This window comes from Mycoplana sp. 10N416, assembly GCF_056394765.1.
The window spans coordinates 490,040-506,799 of record NZ_JBFTIM010000001.1 but is presented as its reverse complement, the minus strand read 5'-3'; the positions used below and the strand labels follow the sequence as shown (position 1 = coordinate 506,799).

At 63.9% G+C, this 16,760-nt stretch carries 18 protein-coding genes and 1 tRNA gene; 11 read left to right on the top strand and 8 right to left on the bottom strand.

Features of this window, described 5'->3' with window-relative positions:
* Positions 1 to 13 precede the first annotated feature (13 nt).
* From AC1DDS_RS02430 to AC1DDS_RS02415, 4 genes are all read right to left on the bottom strand, one after another.
* The gene (locus AC1DDS_RS02430) at positions 14 to 343 is read right to left on the bottom strand and encodes a hypothetical protein (RefSeq protein WP_477477429.1); all 330 of its coding nucleotides are present in this window, start codon (positions 341 to 343) and stop codon (positions 14 to 16) included.
* A 209-nt stretch (positions 344 to 552) separates the two neighbouring features.
* Positions 553 to 879 carry a sunset domain-containing protein gene (locus tag AC1DDS_RS02425; protein WP_477477428.1) on the bottom strand — a complete coding sequence of 109 codons (327 nt, stop codon included), beginning with the start codon at positions 877 to 879 and terminating at the stop codon, positions 553 to 555.
* Positions 880 to 1,031: 152 nt separating this feature from the next.
* On the bottom strand, positions 1,032 to 1,781 hold the full coding sequence (locus AC1DDS_RS02420; protein WP_477477427.1) for a class I SAM-dependent methyltransferase: 750 nt from the start codon (positions 1,779 to 1,781) through the stop codon (positions 1,032 to 1,034).
* A 77-nt stretch (positions 1,782 to 1,858) separates the two neighbouring features.
* The gene (locus AC1DDS_RS02415; protein WP_477477426.1) at positions 1,859 to 2,215 is read right to left on the bottom strand and encodes a hypothetical protein; all 357 of its coding nucleotides are present in this window, start codon (positions 2,213 to 2,215) and stop codon (positions 1,859 to 1,861) included.
* A gap of 254 nt (positions 2,216 to 2,469) precedes the next feature.
* On the opposite strand from AC1DDS_RS02415, the gene AC1DDS_RS02410 reads away from it, so the two are divergent.
* Positions 2,470 to 2,928, top strand: a complete 459-nt coding sequence (locus AC1DDS_RS02410) for a YbaK/EbsC family protein (protein WP_477477425.1) — start codon at positions 2,470 to 2,472, stop codon at positions 2,926 to 2,928.
* An 84-nt stretch (positions 2,929 to 3,012) separates the two neighbouring features.
* Positions 3,013 to 4,191, top strand: coding sequence for a DUF3095 domain-containing protein (locus tag AC1DDS_RS02405; RefSeq protein ID WP_477477424.1), 1,179 nt, complete (start codon positions 3,013 to 3,015; stop codon positions 4,189 to 4,191).
* Between the two features lie 95 nt (positions 4,192 to 4,286).
* On the opposite strand, the gene AC1DDS_RS02400 is transcribed toward AC1DDS_RS02405, so the two are convergent.
* A complete protein-coding gene (locus AC1DDS_RS02400) occupies positions 4,287 to 5,117 on the bottom strand; it encodes an alpha/beta hydrolase (RefSeq protein ID WP_477477423.1) in 831 nt (276 codons plus the stop codon).
* Between the two features lie 267 nt (positions 5,118 to 5,384).
* On the opposite strand from AC1DDS_RS02400, the gene kynA reads away from it, so the two are divergent.
* On the top strand, positions 5,385 to 6,221 hold the full coding sequence (kynA, locus tag AC1DDS_RS02395) for a tryptophan 2,3-dioxygenase (protein WP_477477422.1): 837 nt from the start codon (positions 5,385 to 5,387) through the stop codon (positions 6,219 to 6,221).
* Positions 6,222 to 6,304: 83 nt separating this feature from the next.
* Here kynA and AC1DDS_RS02390 read toward each other — a convergent pair whose 3' ends face one another.
* Positions 6,305 to 7,069 (bottom strand): GntR family transcriptional regulator, encoded by a 765-nt coding sequence (locus AC1DDS_RS02390; RefSeq protein ID WP_477477421.1) that lies wholly within the window; start codon positions 7,067 to 7,069, stop codon positions 6,305 to 6,307.
* A gap of 179 nt (positions 7,070 to 7,248) precedes the next feature.
* Between AC1DDS_RS02390 and AC1DDS_RS02385 the strand changes: the two genes are divergently transcribed.
* The 5 genes from AC1DDS_RS02385 to AC1DDS_RS02365 all read left to right on the top strand — a co-directional run bounded on the left by AC1DDS_RS02385 (position 7,249) and on the right by AC1DDS_RS02365 (position 11,810).
* The gene (locus AC1DDS_RS02385) at positions 7,249 to 8,232 is read left to right on the top strand and encodes an ABC transporter substrate-binding protein (protein WP_477477420.1); all 984 of its coding nucleotides are present in this window, start codon (positions 7,249 to 7,251) and stop codon (positions 8,230 to 8,232) included.
* Between the two features lie 68 nt (positions 8,233 to 8,300).
* A complete protein-coding gene (locus AC1DDS_RS02380; protein WP_477477419.1) occupies positions 8,301 to 9,080 on the top strand; it encodes an ABC transporter ATP-binding protein in 780 nt (259 codons plus the stop codon).
* Between the two features lie 5 nt (positions 9,081 to 9,085).
* Positions 9,086 to 10,009 (top strand): ABC transporter permease, encoded by a 924-nt coding sequence (locus tag AC1DDS_RS02375; RefSeq protein WP_310414723.1) that lies wholly within the window; start codon positions 9,086 to 9,088, stop codon positions 10,007 to 10,009.
* Between the two features lie 105 nt (positions 10,010 to 10,114).
* Complete coding sequence (gene kynU, locus AC1DDS_RS02370; protein WP_477477418.1) at positions 10,115 to 11,362, top strand: kynureninase; 1,248 nt, start codon at positions 10,115 to 10,117, stop codon at positions 11,360 to 11,362.
* A 142-nt stretch (positions 11,363 to 11,504) separates the two neighbouring features.
* Positions 11,505 to 11,810, top strand: coding sequence for a hypothetical protein (locus tag AC1DDS_RS02365; RefSeq protein WP_477477417.1), 306 nt, complete (start codon positions 11,505 to 11,507; stop codon positions 11,808 to 11,810).
* Positions 11,811 to 11,870: 60 nt separating this feature from the next.
* On the opposite strand, the gene AC1DDS_RS02360 is transcribed toward AC1DDS_RS02365, so the two are convergent.
* Both AC1DDS_RS02360 and AC1DDS_RS02355 read right to left on the bottom strand, forming a co-directional pair.
* Positions 11,871 to 12,116: a hypothetical protein gene (locus AC1DDS_RS02360; protein WP_477477416.1), complete on the bottom strand. Its 246-nt coding sequence runs from the start codon at positions 12,114 to 12,116 to the stop codon at positions 11,871 to 11,873.
* A 181-nt stretch (positions 12,117 to 12,297) separates the two neighbouring features.
* Positions 12,298 to 12,374: transfer RNA gene (locus AC1DDS_RS02355), tRNA-Pro, on the bottom strand.
* A gap of 149 nt (positions 12,375 to 12,523) precedes the next feature.
* Between AC1DDS_RS02355 and AC1DDS_RS02350 the strand changes: the two genes are divergently transcribed.
* The 3 genes from AC1DDS_RS02350 (at position 12,524) to AC1DDS_RS02340 (ending at position 16,374) form a co-directional block, all read left to right on the top strand.
* The gene (locus AC1DDS_RS02350; RefSeq protein ID WP_477477747.1) at positions 12,524 to 13,063 is read left to right on the top strand and encodes an MgtC/SapB family protein; all 540 of its coding nucleotides are present in this window, start codon (positions 12,524 to 12,526) and stop codon (positions 13,061 to 13,063) included.
* Between the two features lie 236 nt (positions 13,064 to 13,299).
* Entirely contained in the window at positions 13,300 to 15,039 is a 1,740-nt protein-coding gene (locus AC1DDS_RS02345) for a type I secretion system permease/ATPase (protein ID WP_477477415.1), read from the top strand.
* Between the two features lie 39 nt (positions 15,040 to 15,078).
* The gene (locus AC1DDS_RS02340; RefSeq protein WP_477477414.1) at positions 15,079 to 16,374 is read left to right on the top strand and encodes an HlyD family type I secretion periplasmic adaptor subunit; all 1,296 of its coding nucleotides are present in this window, start codon (positions 15,079 to 15,081) and stop codon (positions 16,372 to 16,374) included.
* The last annotated feature ends 386 nt before the right edge of the window (positions 16,375 to 16,760 follow it).

Sequence of the window (16,760 nt, the reverse complement as noted above, 5' to 3'; positions counted from 1 at the left end):
TGCGTCGGAACGCTTACTCGTGGATGGTGTATTCGCCGAGCTCGCAGAGGTTCTGGGTGTCCGTCGTGGTGTCGAGGTCGTCACCCTGGAACTCGAAGCGCATGTCGTATTCGCAGACGGTGCGGCCGTCGGCGATCGTGATTTCCATCGTTTCGCCCGGGCCAAGCGCCTGGCGGCCGAAGATGTCGTCTTCCCAAGCCTCGACGCCGACCGGAGAAGCGTAGAAATTGTTCAAGACGGAGTTCGTGCCGTTCTTCAGGGTGAAGACCAGGTCCTCGGCCTGGGCTGCGCCGGCGGTCAGAGAAAGTGCCGCAGCGAGCGCCGCAAATTTGAACTTATTCATATTATACAACCCTTTAAAGTCCCCATTATTTGGGTGTAAGCGTTAAAGCAGGTTGTATCTGAACGGAAAATGAACCTGAACTGGTCCGCACACAATTCCTACAGCCAGCGATTGATTTTGGATGCTTTTTTACAATGGCGACCATGGCATCCGGGAGGATGGGGCGCGCCGGCAGGCGTGCCGTCATCGCCGATCATCCTGCCCGACGCTCAGTGGCGCGCCTTGTGCCAGCCCGCGGCCAGCGCCTCTTCCTCGCTGCAGAACCAGCGTTCGCCACCAGCAGGCTGGACGCGGATTGCCGCATATCGATCCTGACCGGGCAGATAATAGGCCCTGGCGCCATCGACCAGGTCGATATTGCCCTTGATCTGGCAGTTCTGGATCGCGGCGCGGAAGGCGGTGACCAGCCCCGCGCCGCTCATATTGTCGAAAATGACGAACAACAGCCCGACACAGATCAGGCCGGGAATGGCTGACACAAGCGGCAGGTTGCGACGGCGCTCCTGCCTATGCTCGGCAAATTTCGGGTGCATCATACTCCCTCCAGCATCCCCCGATGATCGTCGCAGGGTGTTGCCGGGCGCTTAAGAAACACGCTTATCCCCGAATAAAAGGAGATGCTAAAATTTTAACAATTGGTATACGTCACAACGACTCGGGGGGAGGCGTGCCAGCGAGGTGACGGATGTCAGGGTGCGGAGAGCCGGCCGATCGGGATGATTTCCGGGGCGTCCTCGTGCCATGCGCCGCCCTGCCAGTCGCCCGCCCAGCGCTCGACCGAAAGACCGCTGGCGGCAAGCATCGCTTCGATCTCCGGCTTCGGGGTGAACAGGATTTTCGATGCCGCCGTAAGGTGCGGGCCGCCGTTTTCGACGAGATAGTGGGTCTCGTAGGTGACGATGCCGGTGGCAGCGTCGTGCATCATGTCGTTCCACGCCTTCACTCGTCCGGCTTGCGGATGCACGATCAGACGCTCGGAGCTCTCCGGCACCCATTCCAGCCATTCGCGGGCGAGCGGGTTGCGCGTATCGAAGACGAAGCGGCCGCCGGGCGCCAGATGGGCGGCGATGGTGGCAAGGACGGCGCGCTGGTCATGCTCGTTCAGAAACACCTGGAACGCGTGCCCGGTCATCACCACGAGGTCGAAGGTCTCGCCGAGCCGGATCGTCCGTGCATCGCCCTCGATGAACCGCACGCGCTCGGCGCCGGGCTTGGCGCGGGCGATCTCGAGCATTGCCGTGGCCGGATCGACGCCGACGACGCGGCAACGTTCGCCAAGCGCAACCGTAAGCTCGCCCGTGCCACAGCCGAGGTCGAGGACCGAGCGGGCCTCGGCTGCGAGCACAGCGCAATAGTCGAGGTCAGCGCCCCAGCCGTTTTCGAGATCGTAGAAACCCGCGAACGCTGCGTCATCGAAGAGGCGGTCGAATGCGGGCATGCATGGTCTCCTCGCCGGAGCAAACTACGACAATGGAACGAAAAAGGCCGGAGCAGGGCTCCGGCCTTGGCATTCTGTCAGGCGCTCGGGGCTGCCTTTGCCGCGTCCAGCACCCTTTCGCAGTGCGACGGGCCGCCCTTCGGATCCCTGCGGTCGACGACGGGGCGGATCTTGCGGATCTTGTAATCGCCGTTGACGGTCAGTTCGACCTGGCAGGCCTTGCGGTTGATGAAGCCGCCGCGCCAGGTATAGAGCGTCTGTCCGTCCGTGCCCTCGATGTCGCGGACCGGCGGGCCGTAGGCGGCAAAGAATACGCCGGCGGACTGGCCGAGCCAGCGGGTTTCCAGCGCAGTGGTCGGGACGGTGGGGGCGACGGTGGTGCATCCGGCGACGGCAAGCATCAGGCCTGCCAAAGTGGCAATGCGGAGGATCATGCGAACCAATTCCTTGGGCGTTGTGCGGGGTAAATGCTGGCTCCTGGGAGCGTGCAATCCGCTCTAGCGCAGCCCGGGCAAAAGGAAAGCCGCTTCTGCGGCAACACGCGGCTGTCCAGCAAATCGATTCGGCGAGTTTGACCGAATTGCAACACTTTTGCAGCGCCGTGTGCCCGGACCGGGCGCGGGCGCATTGAGCAGTGGAATGGCGATCGCTTGCCGAAAGGCGCAATCCCGGATATCCAATCGCCACCATGAGCATCGAATCCGTCCGCAAGTTCTTCGAGGCGCACGCGCCCGAAATCGAAATCCTCCAGACCGAGGAAAGCTCGGCCACGGTCGCGCTGGCGGCCGCAGCCCATGGCGTCGCCCCCGAGCAGATCGCCAAGACGATCTGCCTGCGCGTCGGCGAGAACACGATGCTTGTCGTCGCCAGCGGCACGGCCCGCCTCGACAATCGCAAGTTCAAGGACCGCTTCGGCGGCAAGGCCCGCATGCTCGAGGCCGAGCAGGTGGTGGCGGTGACGAGCCATCCGATCGGCGGCGTCTGCCCGTTCGGCCTGCCCTCCGAGATTCCCGTCTATTGCGACGTCTCGCTTAAGGCCTTTGAAGAGATCGTCCCCGCAGCGGGCGCCACCAACGCCGCCGTGCGCATCCCGACGCAGCGGATGATCGAGCTCGTCGGCGGTACGTGGGTCGACGTCTGCCAGTAGGCTTCGGCTGCGAAACTTTCTCGCGCGCCAATTCGTAGTGCGTTCCGATCCGACACGCGCGCCGGGTTGTGGTAGGCTGCCGCCATGGACGCATACGCTGACGACGACTTCTTCCGCGCGATGCAGGGCTTCTCCGATTTCGAGGGCGTGGCCGAGGCCGGCAACTACCATCCGCTCCCAGATGGTTGGGCACTGGTGCTGGCGGACATCGTCGATTCGACCGGCGCCATCGAGGCGGGCCGCTACAAGGCCGTCAACATGGCCGGCGCCAGCGTCATCTCCGGCGTTCTGAACGCGATCGGCCGGCACGACCTCCCCTTTGTCTTCGGCGGTGACGGCGCGCTGGTCGCCGTTCCGGCCTCGCAGGTGGGCACGGCCCGCGTCGCACTTTCGGCCGTGCAGCGCTGGTCGATGGAGGAACTCGGGCTGGATATGCGCGGTGCCGTCGTTCCCGTATCCGTAATCCGCGCCGCTGGGCAGGATGTACGGGTGGCGCGCTACCAGGCAAGCGAGTTTGTCGCCTATGCGATGTTTGCCGGAGGCGGCGCGGCCTGGGCCGAGCAACGTATGAAGGAGGGGCTGGAAAACAACCGGATCGCGCCGCCGGGCACGCGGCCAGACCTGGCGGGCCTGTCCTGCCGATGGAATCCGATATCGGCGCGCCACGGCGAGATCGTTTCCATCATCGCGGTGCCGGTGCCGGGCGGCCGCGAAGCGGTCTTCCGCGCATTGATCGCGGATGTCGTCGCCCTTGCCGGCCGCGAGGAACTGGCCGGCCATCCGCTCGACGTGAAGAGGATGCGCCTGGGGCTCAACCGGGTCTCGCTGGACGCCGAAGCGCGCGCGGCGGTGCCGAAGGGAAGGCGGCTTGGTCGCAAGGCCTATATCGTTCTGCAATACGTTCTGATGCAGGTGCTTTCGCGGTTCCGGCTCACCCTCGGCCGCTTCGACCCGGAGCGCTATCGCCGCGACATCGTCGCCAATTCCGACTTCCGCAAATTCGACGACGGGCTGAAGATGACGCTCGACATCGAGCCTGGCCGGCTGGCGGAGATCGAGGCGCGGCTGGAGGAGGCGAGGGCAGCCGGCGTGTGCCGCTACGGCCTGCACCGGCAGGATTCGGCGCTGATGACCTGTGTGGTGCCGACGCCGCTCAGCCGCGACCACGTGCACTTCATCGATGGCGCCGCCGGTGGTTACGCGCTCGCGGCGGCCAAGCTGAAGGCAGGGATGCAGGACGCTTCGATTTCAGTTGCGCCCTGAACGGCCGCCTTGCTGCGCAGGCGGGCGGCGTATTGGAAATACGCCGCAGTTGGGATTGCCCCCTGGCGGCTCGAATGTGCCGCCATCCGGCTTCGCTACTCTTCGAGTAGGGCCCGGGTGAGCGCGTGGTTCGGGTCGGCGAGTCCGTCAACAACATCGAAGTGGTGGCGGTTCGGCTCCAGCACCAGTGCGGTGTCGGCTCCGAGACCTGTCCAGATGTTGGTGAGCAGGGCGCTCTGGCGGCGAAATTCCGGCCGCTCGTCGTCGCCGACCCAGCAGGTGATGCGGGCGCCATCCATTGGCCGCAGCAGGGCAGGGCTCTCCGCCAGCGCCGCGCCTTCATCGAGGCCAAGCGCCTCGTTCATCGCCGTGCGCATCAGCGGGCGTAGGTCGTGGAGCCCGGAAATGGAGACGACGTGGCGAATGCGCGAACGGACTTTCGGTGGCAGCGGCGCGTTATCGCAGATCATGCGGCTGACGAGATGGCCGCCGGCCGAATGCCCCGTCAGCATCACCGGTCCTGCCACCTGCTCCGCTGCGGCGGTCACGGCCGCACTGATCTCGCGCGTGATGTCGGAGATCCGGACTGCCGGGCAGTGCGTGTAGGTCGGCATCGCGACGGCATAGCCACGGGCGAGCGGGCCGGCCGCGAGGTGCGAGAGGTAGCGCTGGTCGCATTCCATCCAGTAGCCGCCGTGCACAAAGACGACGAGTCCTTTGGGCGCTCCATCCGGGAGGAACAGGTCGAAACGATTGCGCGGGCGCGGGCCATAGCCGAGATCAAGCCGTGCCCTGCCGGAGGTCGTCGCGGCCTCGAGGAACCGCCGCGCCGGCTCCACCCATGCGGCCGGCCAGCGATGGCCGTCGGCGATGTGTGCGTCGTTGGTATAGGCATCGCTCCAGTCGTCGATCCGGTATCCCAGCATGTCAGTCCTCCCCTCTGATGTCTCCGTCTATAGGGCGGCGCCGGAGGCGGGGGTAGCCGGGCGGCGGAAATTTTCGCCCGAAGGGTTCAGGTCCGCATAAAATTGTGATCAATGCAGGAGAGAGCAGCGCGCAACGACGACCGGCCCCGCCTGCCGGCACCTTCTCCCCGCAAGCGGGGCGAAGGACGAATGCCGCGGCGTTTCCGGTCCCCTCCCCACTTGCGGGGAGCGGGCTAGGGTGAGGGTTGCGCCATCAGGGAGAACAACATGACCGAACCATACGATCCCGCCAAGGAAGGCGCGGAGATGTCGTTCAAGGATCGCATGTCCTACAGCGACTATCTCGACCTCGAAAAGGTGCTGAACGCACAGGCGCCGCTGTCGAGCGCCCACGACGAGATGCTCTTCATCATCCAGCATCAAACGTCCGAACTGTGGATGAAGCTGGCGCTGCACGAGATGCGCGCGGCGATCGCCGCGATCCGTGCCGACCGGCTGGACCTTTCCTTCAAGATGCTCGCGCGCGTCGCCCGCATCTTCGAGCAGTTGAACAGCGCCTGGGACGTGCTGCGGACGATGACGCCGAGCGAGTACACCGAATTCCGCGACGCACTCGGCCAGTCCTCCGGTTTCCAGTCGTGGCAGTACCGGGCGATCGAGTTCCTTGCCGGAAACCGCAACCTTGCCATGCTCGGCCCGCACCGGCACCGCCCCGACCTGACGGAGAAGCTCGAGGCGATCCTGGCCGAACCGTCGCTCTACGACGAGGCCATCCTGCTGCTCGGACGCAACGGCTTCGACATCGGCGCGGATGCAGTGCGCAGCGACTGGCGCGAGACGCGCAGCGAGAACGAGGCGGTGCTTGCCGCTTGGCAGGCCGTCTATCGTGATCCGCAGCGCCACTGGATGCTTTACGATCTGGCCGAGAAACTCGTCGATTTCGAGGACTACTTCCGACGCTGGCGCTTCAATCACGTCACCACCGTCGAGCGTGTCATCGGCATGAAGCGCGGCACCGGCGGCACGGGTGGCGCATCCTACCTGAAGAAGATGCTGGAGGTCGTGCTGTTTCCGGAGCTGTGGAAGGTCCGCACCGTGCTTTGAGCGCAGCTTGAAGTGCCGGAATCGGCGTATGAGCTTGGCCGCCTAGGATGTTGAAATGAATCCGCTGTTTGACGCGCCGCCGGTCAGGTCGTGAGTTCGACGGCCCGGTTTTCCGCACCACCTTCCGAATGGGCATAGACGTCCATCGTGTAGCCGATGTGCTCCTCCATCAGCTTCCGGGCGCGTTCCGTGTCCCGGTCGAGTGCTGCCTCCATCAGCGCGGTGTGATGGGCGAGCCCCATCGCCTCGCGCAGGGCGGCCATTGCGGCCTCGTGTCCATCGGTCCGGCCGGCTGCGGCGCGCAGCGTCGGTACCAGCCCGAGAAAGCGGTGATGCCGGCGCAACTGATCGGAGATCGTGCCCCGAAAGCGAAGCAGCCAGTTCGACGTAGCCGCCCCGATCAGCGCCGAATGAAAGGCCTCGTGCTTGTCGTCCCAGTCGTCGACGGCCGCTTCTGAAGGGTCGTCGGCTGCCGTCTTGCAGCGGGACAGCCGATAATGCGCCGTGACGATGGTTTCTTCCCAGCTGCTGTCGCCGCGCTCGATGGATTCGAGCAGAAGCGGGACTTCGACAACCATGCGCGCACGCACCAGGTCCTCCAGCTCATGTCGCGATACCGGCGCCACGGCGAAGCCGCGATTGCTGACCGCTGTCACCAGTCGTTCGGCTTCCAGCCGCGACAGCGCCTCGCGCAGGGGCGTCCAGCCGAGCGCGTAGTTCTCCCGCAAGGAGCCGAGCTTGAGGGATGCTCCGGGGGGCAGGCGGGTGGAAAGGATGTCGCGCCGCAGGCGCCGGTAGGCCTCCTCCGTCTTTGTCTCGCCCTTTGTCCCGCCAGTCTCGTTCCGCATGTTTCTCCCCGGTCGGAGCCGTCCACTCACCCCAGCATATAGGGGTAAGTTTCGGCACAATATATATCATCTGTAAATACGCCGAAGATTATATATCGGCGTTTGACAGCGCCCGTTCCACCGTTATGATCGCCTCAGACTGCGGGCGTACCGCGGCTTTGATCCTGTGGGAGGGAAAGATGTTGAAGTCGAAGTTTGGTTGGTTGTCCGGGATCGTTCTCGCCGGCGCCCTGATGGCGGCAGGCTCCGCTGCCGCGGAGCCGATCCGCATCGGTATTGCCAATTTTGGCGAGCATCCGCAGCTGAATGCCTCGATCGACGGCTTCAAGAAGGCGCTGGCCGACAACGGCTTCGTCGAAGGCACGGATGTCGTCTACACCGAGAGCCACACCAATTTCGACGCCTCGCTCGTGCCGCAGATGATCCAGAAACTGCAGTCCGAGCAGCCGAAGCTGATCTATACTGTCACGACCCCGGTCTCGCAGATCGCCAAGAAGGCGCTTGCCGGCTCCGGCATTCCTGTCGTCTTCACCGCCGTGACCGAACCGGTCGCTGCCAAGCTCGTTCCCTCCTGGGAAGCGGGTGACGAAGGCATGACCGGTGCCACCGACCTCCAGGACGTCGGCGCGGTGATGGAGTTCGCCAAGAAGCTGTTGCCAAACGCCAAGCGAATCGGCGTGCCCTACAATCCGGGTGAGGCCAACGACGTGGCTCTCCTGGAAAAGATGAAGGAAGCCGCGCCTGCTGCCGGGTTCGAGGTTGTCGAAGTCGGCGTCGACAACGTCAACGACATCCAGCAGCGCATCGCCTCGCTGGCAGGCAAGGCGGACGTCATCTACACCCCTGCCTCGAACTTGCTGCAGCCGGCGATCGCCGCTGTTGCCGCCGCGGCCCGTCAGGCAGGCATCCCGATCGTCAACTCCGACGACGCCTCTGTCCGCGACGGCATCGTGCCGGCAAGCTTCGCTGTGAACTACAACCAGGTCGGCCTTGCCGCCGGCAAGATCGCCGCCGAGATCCTCAAGGGCAAGGACCCGAAGGAAATTCCGGCTTGGCGCCCGGCTTACGAGGACCATGCGCCGCTGGTGAACAGGGACGTGCTGAAGGAATTCGGCGCCGAGGTTCCGGCCTCGCTCGACGGCTGCGAGTGCTTCACGAACTAAGCGTCTGAATGGGAACACGGAATGATCGGCGGCGCCCTCGGGCGCCGTCGTCACACAGGGAGGAACGGATGCTTGAAATCCGCGCGGCGCGAAAGACCTTCTACAGGGGGCAGCCGGACGAAAAGATCGCGCTCGACGGCCTCGCCCTCAAGCTCGCCGCCGGCGAGTTCGGCGTGGTCATTGGTTCCAACGGAGCCGGAAAGAGCAGCATGCTCAATGCCGTATCGGGCGCACTGGTGCTCGATAGCGGCAAGATCCTCATCAATGGCGACGACGTCACCGACATGCCGGTCTACAAGCGCGCCGCCCGCCTGGCCCGCGTCTTCCAGGACCCGATGAAGGGCACCGCCGCCAGCATGACGGTGGCGGAGAACATGCTCTTGGCCGAACTCCGTTCCTCGAAGCGCGGGCTCCGCAAGGGCCTGAACGCCGCCCGCCTCGCTGTCTATAAGGAGCGCCTGTCCGTGCTCGGGCTCGGCCTCGAAAACCGGCTCGATACCCGCGTCGACCTGCTCTCCGGCGGCCAGCGCCAGTCGCTGTCGCTGATCATGGCCGTCGGCGGCGAGCCGGACGTGCTGCTGCTCGACGAGCACACCGCCGCCCTCGACCCGCGCACCGCCGACATCGTCATGCAGGCGACCGTGCGCGCCGTCGAGGCGCTGAAACTGACGACGCTGATGGTGACCCACAACATGCAGCACGCCGTCGATTTCGGCGACAGCGTCGTCATGCTCGACGCCGGCAAGGTCCGCCTCGAGATCACCGGCGAGGCGAAGAAGAAGGCCACGGTTGTCGACCTGGTCAGCCACTTCGCCGTCAAGACCGACCGCATGATTCTGGCGAGCTGACGATCATGGATTTCTTTCAGACCACGCTTACGAGCTTCCTCGGACTGATCCCGGTCACGCTTGCTCAGAGCCTCATCCTCGCCTTCGTGGTGCTCGGCATCATGATCCCGTTCCGCATGCTGAACTTCCCGGACCTGACGAGCGAGGGCGCGTTCCCGCTCGGTGGTTGCGTCTGCGGCGTTATGCTGGCGGCGGGCGTGGCGCCGTTCCCGGCGGTGCTGGCGGCCCTGTGCGTCGGTTTCCTGGCCGGCTGCTGCACGGCCTTCATCCACCTGCGCTTCCGCATCCACACGCTGCTCGCCGGCATCCTGATGATGACGATGCTCTACAGCATCAACCTGCGCATCATGGGCAAGTCCAACCTTTCGGTGTTCGGTTCGCCGACGCTGTTCGACAACGTGCCGTTCGCGCAGCCCGGATTTCCGGCGGCCAAGATCGTCGTCGCCGGCCTGTTCGGCCTCGTCGTCTTCCTGCTGCTCGATCGCTTCTTCAAGACGGAGAAGGGCACGGCGGTGCGCGCCGTCGGTGCCAATCCGGACATGGCGGAAGCCCAGGGCATCAATGTCTGGGCCGCGACGATCGGCGGCGTCGGCCTCGCCAGCGCGTTTTCGGCCACCGGCGGCGCGCTGATGGTGCAGTCGCAGGGCTTCGCCGACGTCAACATGGGCATCGGCATCCTCATCAACGGCCTGGCGGCGCTGATGATCGGCGAGGCGATCATCGGCAAGAAGACGGTGCTGCGCCAGCTTCTCGCACCCTTCGTCGGCGCGGTGGTATACTACCAGCTCGTCTCGCTCTGCCTTGCCGCCGGCATGCCGCCGCCGGACCTCAAGCTTGCCACCGGCCTCTTCGTGCTCGCCATGCTGGCGCTGCCGAGCCTGAAGCGCACGCGCGGATCGGCGCCCGCACGCGAGACCATTCGCGAATAGAAAGACAGCGCGCTCCCGACGATGGCTCGGTCGGGCGCGCCTCGAATCGTCGTACCCGACCACGCGGCTGGGTACGACGGCTAGCCGATGAAGGATTGCTCGATCATGACCGGAACCCTCGATATCGCCGCCGTCGATGCCATGGACGCCGCCGACCCGCTGCGCGCCTTTCGCGAGCGTTTCGCCCTTGCCGACGGGCTCATCTATCTGGACGGCAACTCCTTGGGGGCGGCGTCTCTTGCAGCTTTTGCCGAGCTGGAAACGGCGGCAAGGGAGGAGTGGGGCCGGGACCTGATCAAGAGCTGGAACACCGCCGGCTGGTTCCAGCTGCCGTTGCAGCTCGGCGACAGCGTCGGTCGCCTGATCGGTGCGGCAGCCGGTCAGACCGTCGTCTGCGACACCACCTCGCTCAACATCTACAAGGCGCTGCATGCGGCCGTGGCGCTCCGCCCGGGTCGCAAGGTCATTGTCGCCGAAGCCGGCAGCTTCCCGACCGACCTCTACGTCGCCGAGGGGGTGATTTCGACTCTGCCGGGGATGGAACTGCGCCTTGAGGGCATTCACGCGCCAAAGATCGAGGATCTGATCGACGAAAGCGTTGCAGCCGTCCTGGTCAATCATGTCAACTACAAGAGCGGCGAGTTGCGCGACATGGCCGCCCTGACGAAGAAGGCGCACGAGGCCGGCGCGCTGGTCGTCTGGGACCTGTGCCATAGTGCCGGTGCGCTGCCGGTCGACCTCGACGGCGCGAACGTCGACTTTGCCGTCGGCTGTACCTACAAATACCTGAACGGCGGCCCCGGTTCGCCCGCATTCGTCTACGCCGCCCGTCGTCATCACGACAATATCGTCCAGCCGCTCAGCGGCTGGTGGGGCCACGCGCGTCCCTTCGCCTTCGAGCATCGCTATGCGCCCGGTGACGGCATGGTGCGCTTTCTTTGCGGCACGCAGCCGATCCTGTCATTGCGCGCGCTGAAGGGCGCCCTCGACGTGTGGGAGACGGTGGACATGGCGGCGCTGCGTAAAAAAAGCATCGCCCTGACGGATCTCTTCATTCGCCTCGTCGAGGAAAAATGCGGACGGTACGGTGTGGTGCTGGAGACGCCGCGTGAGGCCGCCAGGCGCGGCAGCCAGGTGTCGTTTGCCCACGAGGGCAGTTACGAAATCATGCAGGCACTGATCGAGCGCGGGGTCATCGGCGATTTTCGTGCGCCGTCCACGATGCGGTTTGGCTTCACGCCGCTCTATGTCGGCTATCGCGACGTGTTCGAGGCGGTCAACGTGCTTGAGGAGATCCTGCGCACCGAAGCCTGGCGGGACGTCCGCTATGCGGTTCGAGGTGCGGTGACCTAGCGTCAGCCCATCGGGCCATTGATCGCGTAGAGATGATCATTGCTAAGGCCCGGCCGGATCGGAGAGGAGATCGCGCGGTCGCGTCTTTTTGTTGTCATTTTAGTATCCTCTAACTGACGGCCAGTCGGTGGAGGAGGCAAGGATGCGATACTGGTGCGTTGTACTGCAAATCCTCGTTGTCGCAGTCGGTTTTGCGCGGCCGGTCTCGGCCCACAGTTTCTACGATCTGGAATGCTGCGCCGGTCGCGATTGCATGCCCGTCCCAGAGGGGGAGGTGACGCCGACGAAGGAGGGGTGGCTGGTCAAGACGACCGGTGAGGTCATCAAGTACAACAGTTGGCCGGTGAAGCACTCACCCGACGGGCGTTTCCACCGGTGCGCCGGTCTCGGCGACTTCGGTCCGAAGGGACGCACGCAATGTCTCTACGTTCCCGATTTTGGCGAGTGAGCGGCGGATTTACCGGCGGTAAGGCCCGCACTCTCTCGGGCAAGCCGGGCGCTGGTCACATTAGCGCGATTGCCATGGGCACCATGGCTGGTTGCAAAACTGGTCTACATAGTGATCTTCGCCCTGGTTTGACTGGGTGGGCGGGGTGCGAATAACGTCGTTGTCGTCATCATCATCGTTGTCATTGTCATTGCCGTTATCTTGGGCAACTTGCTGACGAGAACTGTGCCCATCGGCGAATGCGCCGATTGGCGGAGAAGAAAGTGTGATTGTTGCTATTGCCACGATCTTCAGAAGCGAGCGCATTGCACGTCTCCTCATGCTGGGCAGCACGGCACCGAGTGCAACACCAGGGGAGGTGACAATACACGACAATCGCTGATAGTGCACGAATCGTGTACCGCGTCACAATTCCGCCCCGCGGCAGATTGTGGCAAGCGCTACTCGAAATGGGGAAGGTGATTTCGGGATAACCAACTGAATCGGCTGGTCGGAGTGGCAAGATTCGAACTTGCGACCCCCTCGTCCCGAACGAGGTGCGCTACCAGGCTGCGCTACACTCCGTGACCAGCGGCGTTCGTATAGAACAGGGTTTTCGTTTCCACAAGCGCCAAACTCAAAAAAAATGGCATGGCGGGGAAAGTTCCACAACCCGGGTCGCCGCCGGCCCGACGCGCCGGGAACGCCTGCCGCCGTCGTGCGTTTCCTTCGCCATGGAAACGGTCGTCAACGACATGCTGCAGCCAACCCAGCTTGCCTTCGCGGTCATCGCCGCAAGGCTCGCTGGCGCGATCGTGCTGGGTGCCCTGATCGGGTTTGAACGCGAATACCGCAATCATCCGGCCGGGCTGCGAACGCATATCCTTGTCAGCCTTGCCGCGGCCGTGTTTTCCATCATCTCCATTGAAATGGTTCATATGGGGCACTTCGGCGACGCACAGGTTCGTATCGATCCGCTGCGCGTCGTCGAGGCGGTGACGTCCGGTGTCGCGTTCCTTGCGGCCGGCATGATCATCTTTTCGCGCGGCAAGGTCAGGAACCTGACGACCGGCGCGGGCATGTGGTTGTCGGGAGGGGTGGGCCTCTCGGTCGGGCTGGGCTACTGGAGCATTGCCGCGTTCTCGGCGCTTGCCTGCGTCGTCGTGCTCAATCTGCTCGGCCGGCTCGCGGCGCAAGCGGGGGGAGCCGCCGTTTCGCCGGACGCGGAACGGGACAAGAATATCGCCGGCAACGCCGGAGAGCGCCAACATTGACATAGGTTTAGTCCCGTAGGATTAATCCTTATGGTAGTACGGATGATTTAGATATCACTAAAATGTCCAGTTGCTGCCATTTTGTGCGATTGATTTGTGAATAAAAGGGCACGCATATCGTCTTTACCTTGAGACGACTTCCTGCCTGGTCCGCCCGCGATGTTCCCGGGCCCGACGCGGCGGGTTTTCGTGTTTTCATTTTCGATACCGATTTCTCGGTGGAAAGAGGGCAAAACGTGGCATTTTCTGCAGGTAAGCTCGGCGCGGACGAGTTGCGCGCCGCACTGAAGGATAGCGCGAATGCGTTTCTGGCAATGGGGCTGTTCAGCTTCTTCGTGAACCTTCTGGTCCTGACCGGACCGCTCTTCATGCTTCAAATCTACGATCGCGTGCTCGCGTCTCGCTCCGAGGCGACGCTGGTGGCGCTGACGGGCCTGATCGTCGGCCTGTTCGCCATCATGGGCGTGCTGGATCACATTCGCAGCCGGCTGGCGGCGCGCGTCGGCGCCCGCTTTCAGGCGCGTTTCGACAAGCGCGTGTTCAACGCGGTGCTCGACCGCACCGGACTGAACGCGAAAGGCGTCTCGACGTTGACCGGCATGCGCGATCTCGACGCCATCCAGAGGGCGCTGTCGTCTCCGGCATTGTTCACTGTCTTCGACATTCCCTGGACGCCGTTCTTCCTGTTCATCATCTTCATGTTCCATCCGGCGATGGGGCTGCTCGGCGTCGCCGGTGGCCTGATCCTCGTCACGCTCACGTGGCTCAACCAGAACGGCACCAAGGGTGACCAGGAGCGGGCGATGATCGCCGGTCGCATGAGCGACGAGATGACCCAGACCCTGCAGCGCGAAAGCGATACCGTTCGCGCGCTCGGAATGCGCCGTTCCGTATCCAGCCGTTGGCAGCAGTTGCGCGACAAGGCGCTCGAGGCCAACATCCGTTACAGTGACAGCAACGGCTTCTATGCCATCTCCTCCAAGACCTTCCGCGTCTTCCTGCAGTCGGCCATTCTGGCGCTCGGCGCCTGGCTTGTGCTGCAGAACTCGATTTCGGCCGGCGCTATGATCGCAAGCTCGATCATCATCGGCCGGGCGCTCGCCCCGATCGAAGGGGCGATCGGCCAGTGGGCCTTGGTGCAGCGCGCGATTCAGGGCTGGTGGCAGCTGTCCGACCTGCTCGGCAAGGTGCCCGAAGAGGAAGCCCGCACCGCGCTGCCCAAGCCGCGTGCGATCCTGGAGGTCAACCAGGTGACGGCCATCCCCCCGGGTGAGAAGGTCGCGACGCTGCGCATGCTCTCCTTCGAGCTTGGGCAGGGCCAGGCGCTCGGCGTCATTGGCCAGAGTGCGTCGGGCAAGTCGACGCTGGCCCGCATCCTGACCGGGATCTGGCCGCCGGCCGGCGGTAACGCCCGCCTCGATGGCGCCTCGCTGGAGCAGTACGGCTTTGATGGCCTCGCCGAGCATGTCGGCTACCTGCCGCAGGATGTCGTGCTGTTCGAGGGAACGGTTGCGGAAAATATCGCCCGCATGCAGATCAATCCGAATGCGGAAAAGGTGGTCGCGGCTGCAAAGAAGGCCGGCGCGCACGACATGATCCTGCGTCTCCCCGATGGCTACGACACGCATCTGCCGGCGACCGGTGCCAAGCTCTCCGGTGGCCAGAAGCAGCGTATCGGCCTTGCGCGTGCCCTGTTCGGCGATCCCGTGCTGGTGGTTCTCGACGAGCCGAACTCCAACCTTGATGCCGAAGGCTCGATGGCGCTCAACCTCGCCATCCGCAATCTCAAGGCCGAGGGCAAATCCGTCGTGATCATGGCGCACCGGCCAGCCGCGATCGAGGAATGCGATCTCATTCTCATCCTCGAAAACGGCCAGCGCCTCGCCTTCGGTCCGCGTGACGACGTGCTTCGTGCCCACCTGCGCAACCACGCCCAGGTCGTGGCCGGTACCGGCACCGGCGGCAGCAACAAGTAAGACGCCACAAGGCGCGAGATAGAGTAGGAATTCGATACGATGGACAAGAAATGGAGCGGTCGGAGCTATGCGCTCATTGGCTACTGCACGGTCTTCCTGCTGCTTGGCGGCATGGCGTCCTGGGCAGCCCTGACCCGGATCAACGGCGCGGTGGTCGCAGCCGGCATCATCGAAGTCGCCAGCAACCGTCAGGTCGTGCAGCATCTCACCGGCGGCGTCGTCGGCAAGATCATGGTGCAGGAAGGCGACAAGGTCGCTGCCGGCGACGTCTTGATGCGTCTTGACGACACCTTCGACCGATCGGAACTGGCGGTCATCGAGAACCAGCTGTTCAGCCTCCTGGGCACGGCTTCGCGCCTGATGGCTGAACAGGACGAGAACCCTGAAATTCGTTTTGATCCGGAGATGGTCGAGCGCGCCAAGTCCGATCCCGAGGTCCAGGAGATCATCGACGGGCAGACGCGGCTGATGAAGGCGCGGATGGAAACGCGTGAGAAGCAGATCGGCCAGCTGACCGAGAAGAAGAAGCAGATCGCGAAGCAGAACGAGGGTCTCGTGAGCCGCATCGGTGCGCTGGACACCCAGTTGAAGCTGATCAGCGAGGAACTGGACGCGCAGAACAAGCTGCTCAAGCAGTCGCTGACCAATGCCAGCCGTGTGCTCCAGCTCCAGCGCGAGGAAGCGGAGATTTCCGGCACGATCAGCCAGGCCAAGTCGAGCATCGCCGAGAACGCCGGCAAGGTCGCCGAGATCGAGCTGGCGATCCTCAACGTCGATTCCAACATGCGCGAGGAGGCGACGACGTCGCTGCGCGACATCGAGGCCAAGATTGCCGAGCTGAAGGAAAACCGCACCGCCAAGCTCGAGACACTGAGCCGCATGGATATCAGTGCGCCGGTGTCGGGCGTCGTGCTCGGCATGCAGGTGCACGCGCTGAAGTCGGTGATCAAGCCAGCCGATCCGCTGCTCTTCATCATCCCGCAGGAGAACGACCTCGTCATCAAGACGCAGATCTCGCCGACCCAGATCGACCAGGTCCACGTCGGTCAGGTCGCCCATATCCGCTTTGGTGCGTTCGATCACCGCACCACGCCGGAAATCTTCGGCCATGTGACGAAGGTCGCAGCCGACGTCCTGCAGGACCAGCGCACCGGTGCCACCTACTACCAGGCGGAAATCAAGCCGGACGCCGGCGAGATGAAGAAACTCGGCGACAAGCAGGTCATCCCCGGCATGCCGGTCGAGACTTTCATCCAGACCTCCGAGCGCTCGCCGCTGGAATACCTGACCAAGCCGCTGGCCGACTATTTCAACAAGGCCTTCCGGGAACGGTAGTTCCTGGTCCGGTTCGGGAAGCATGAAAAAGGGGCCTTGCGGCCCCTTTTTTCATGAACGCATGCGGAGTTCTAGGCTGCCATGGTTCGCGGGCAATCGCCCTACAAGCTCGCTCGACCAGTACACTTTCCATACTGGACACCCCGGGAGTTGGATCGCATAGTTCGGCTTTGGAAATCGTCCGATGGCAAGCGACGGCTACAAGCATTGCCCGGAGGAATGCGCGCGCGGTGCTGGCGCCGCGTTGGACACTGCTGTTCTCTATGAAAATTCGGTTCGGATCGACCCGTTTCAACAAGGTTGACCGCAGCGTCCCCGTGTCACCAACACTCGCGTCAACACGGCTTCGGGCAGCCGCCGCACCCATCCGATTACGACGGAGGTGA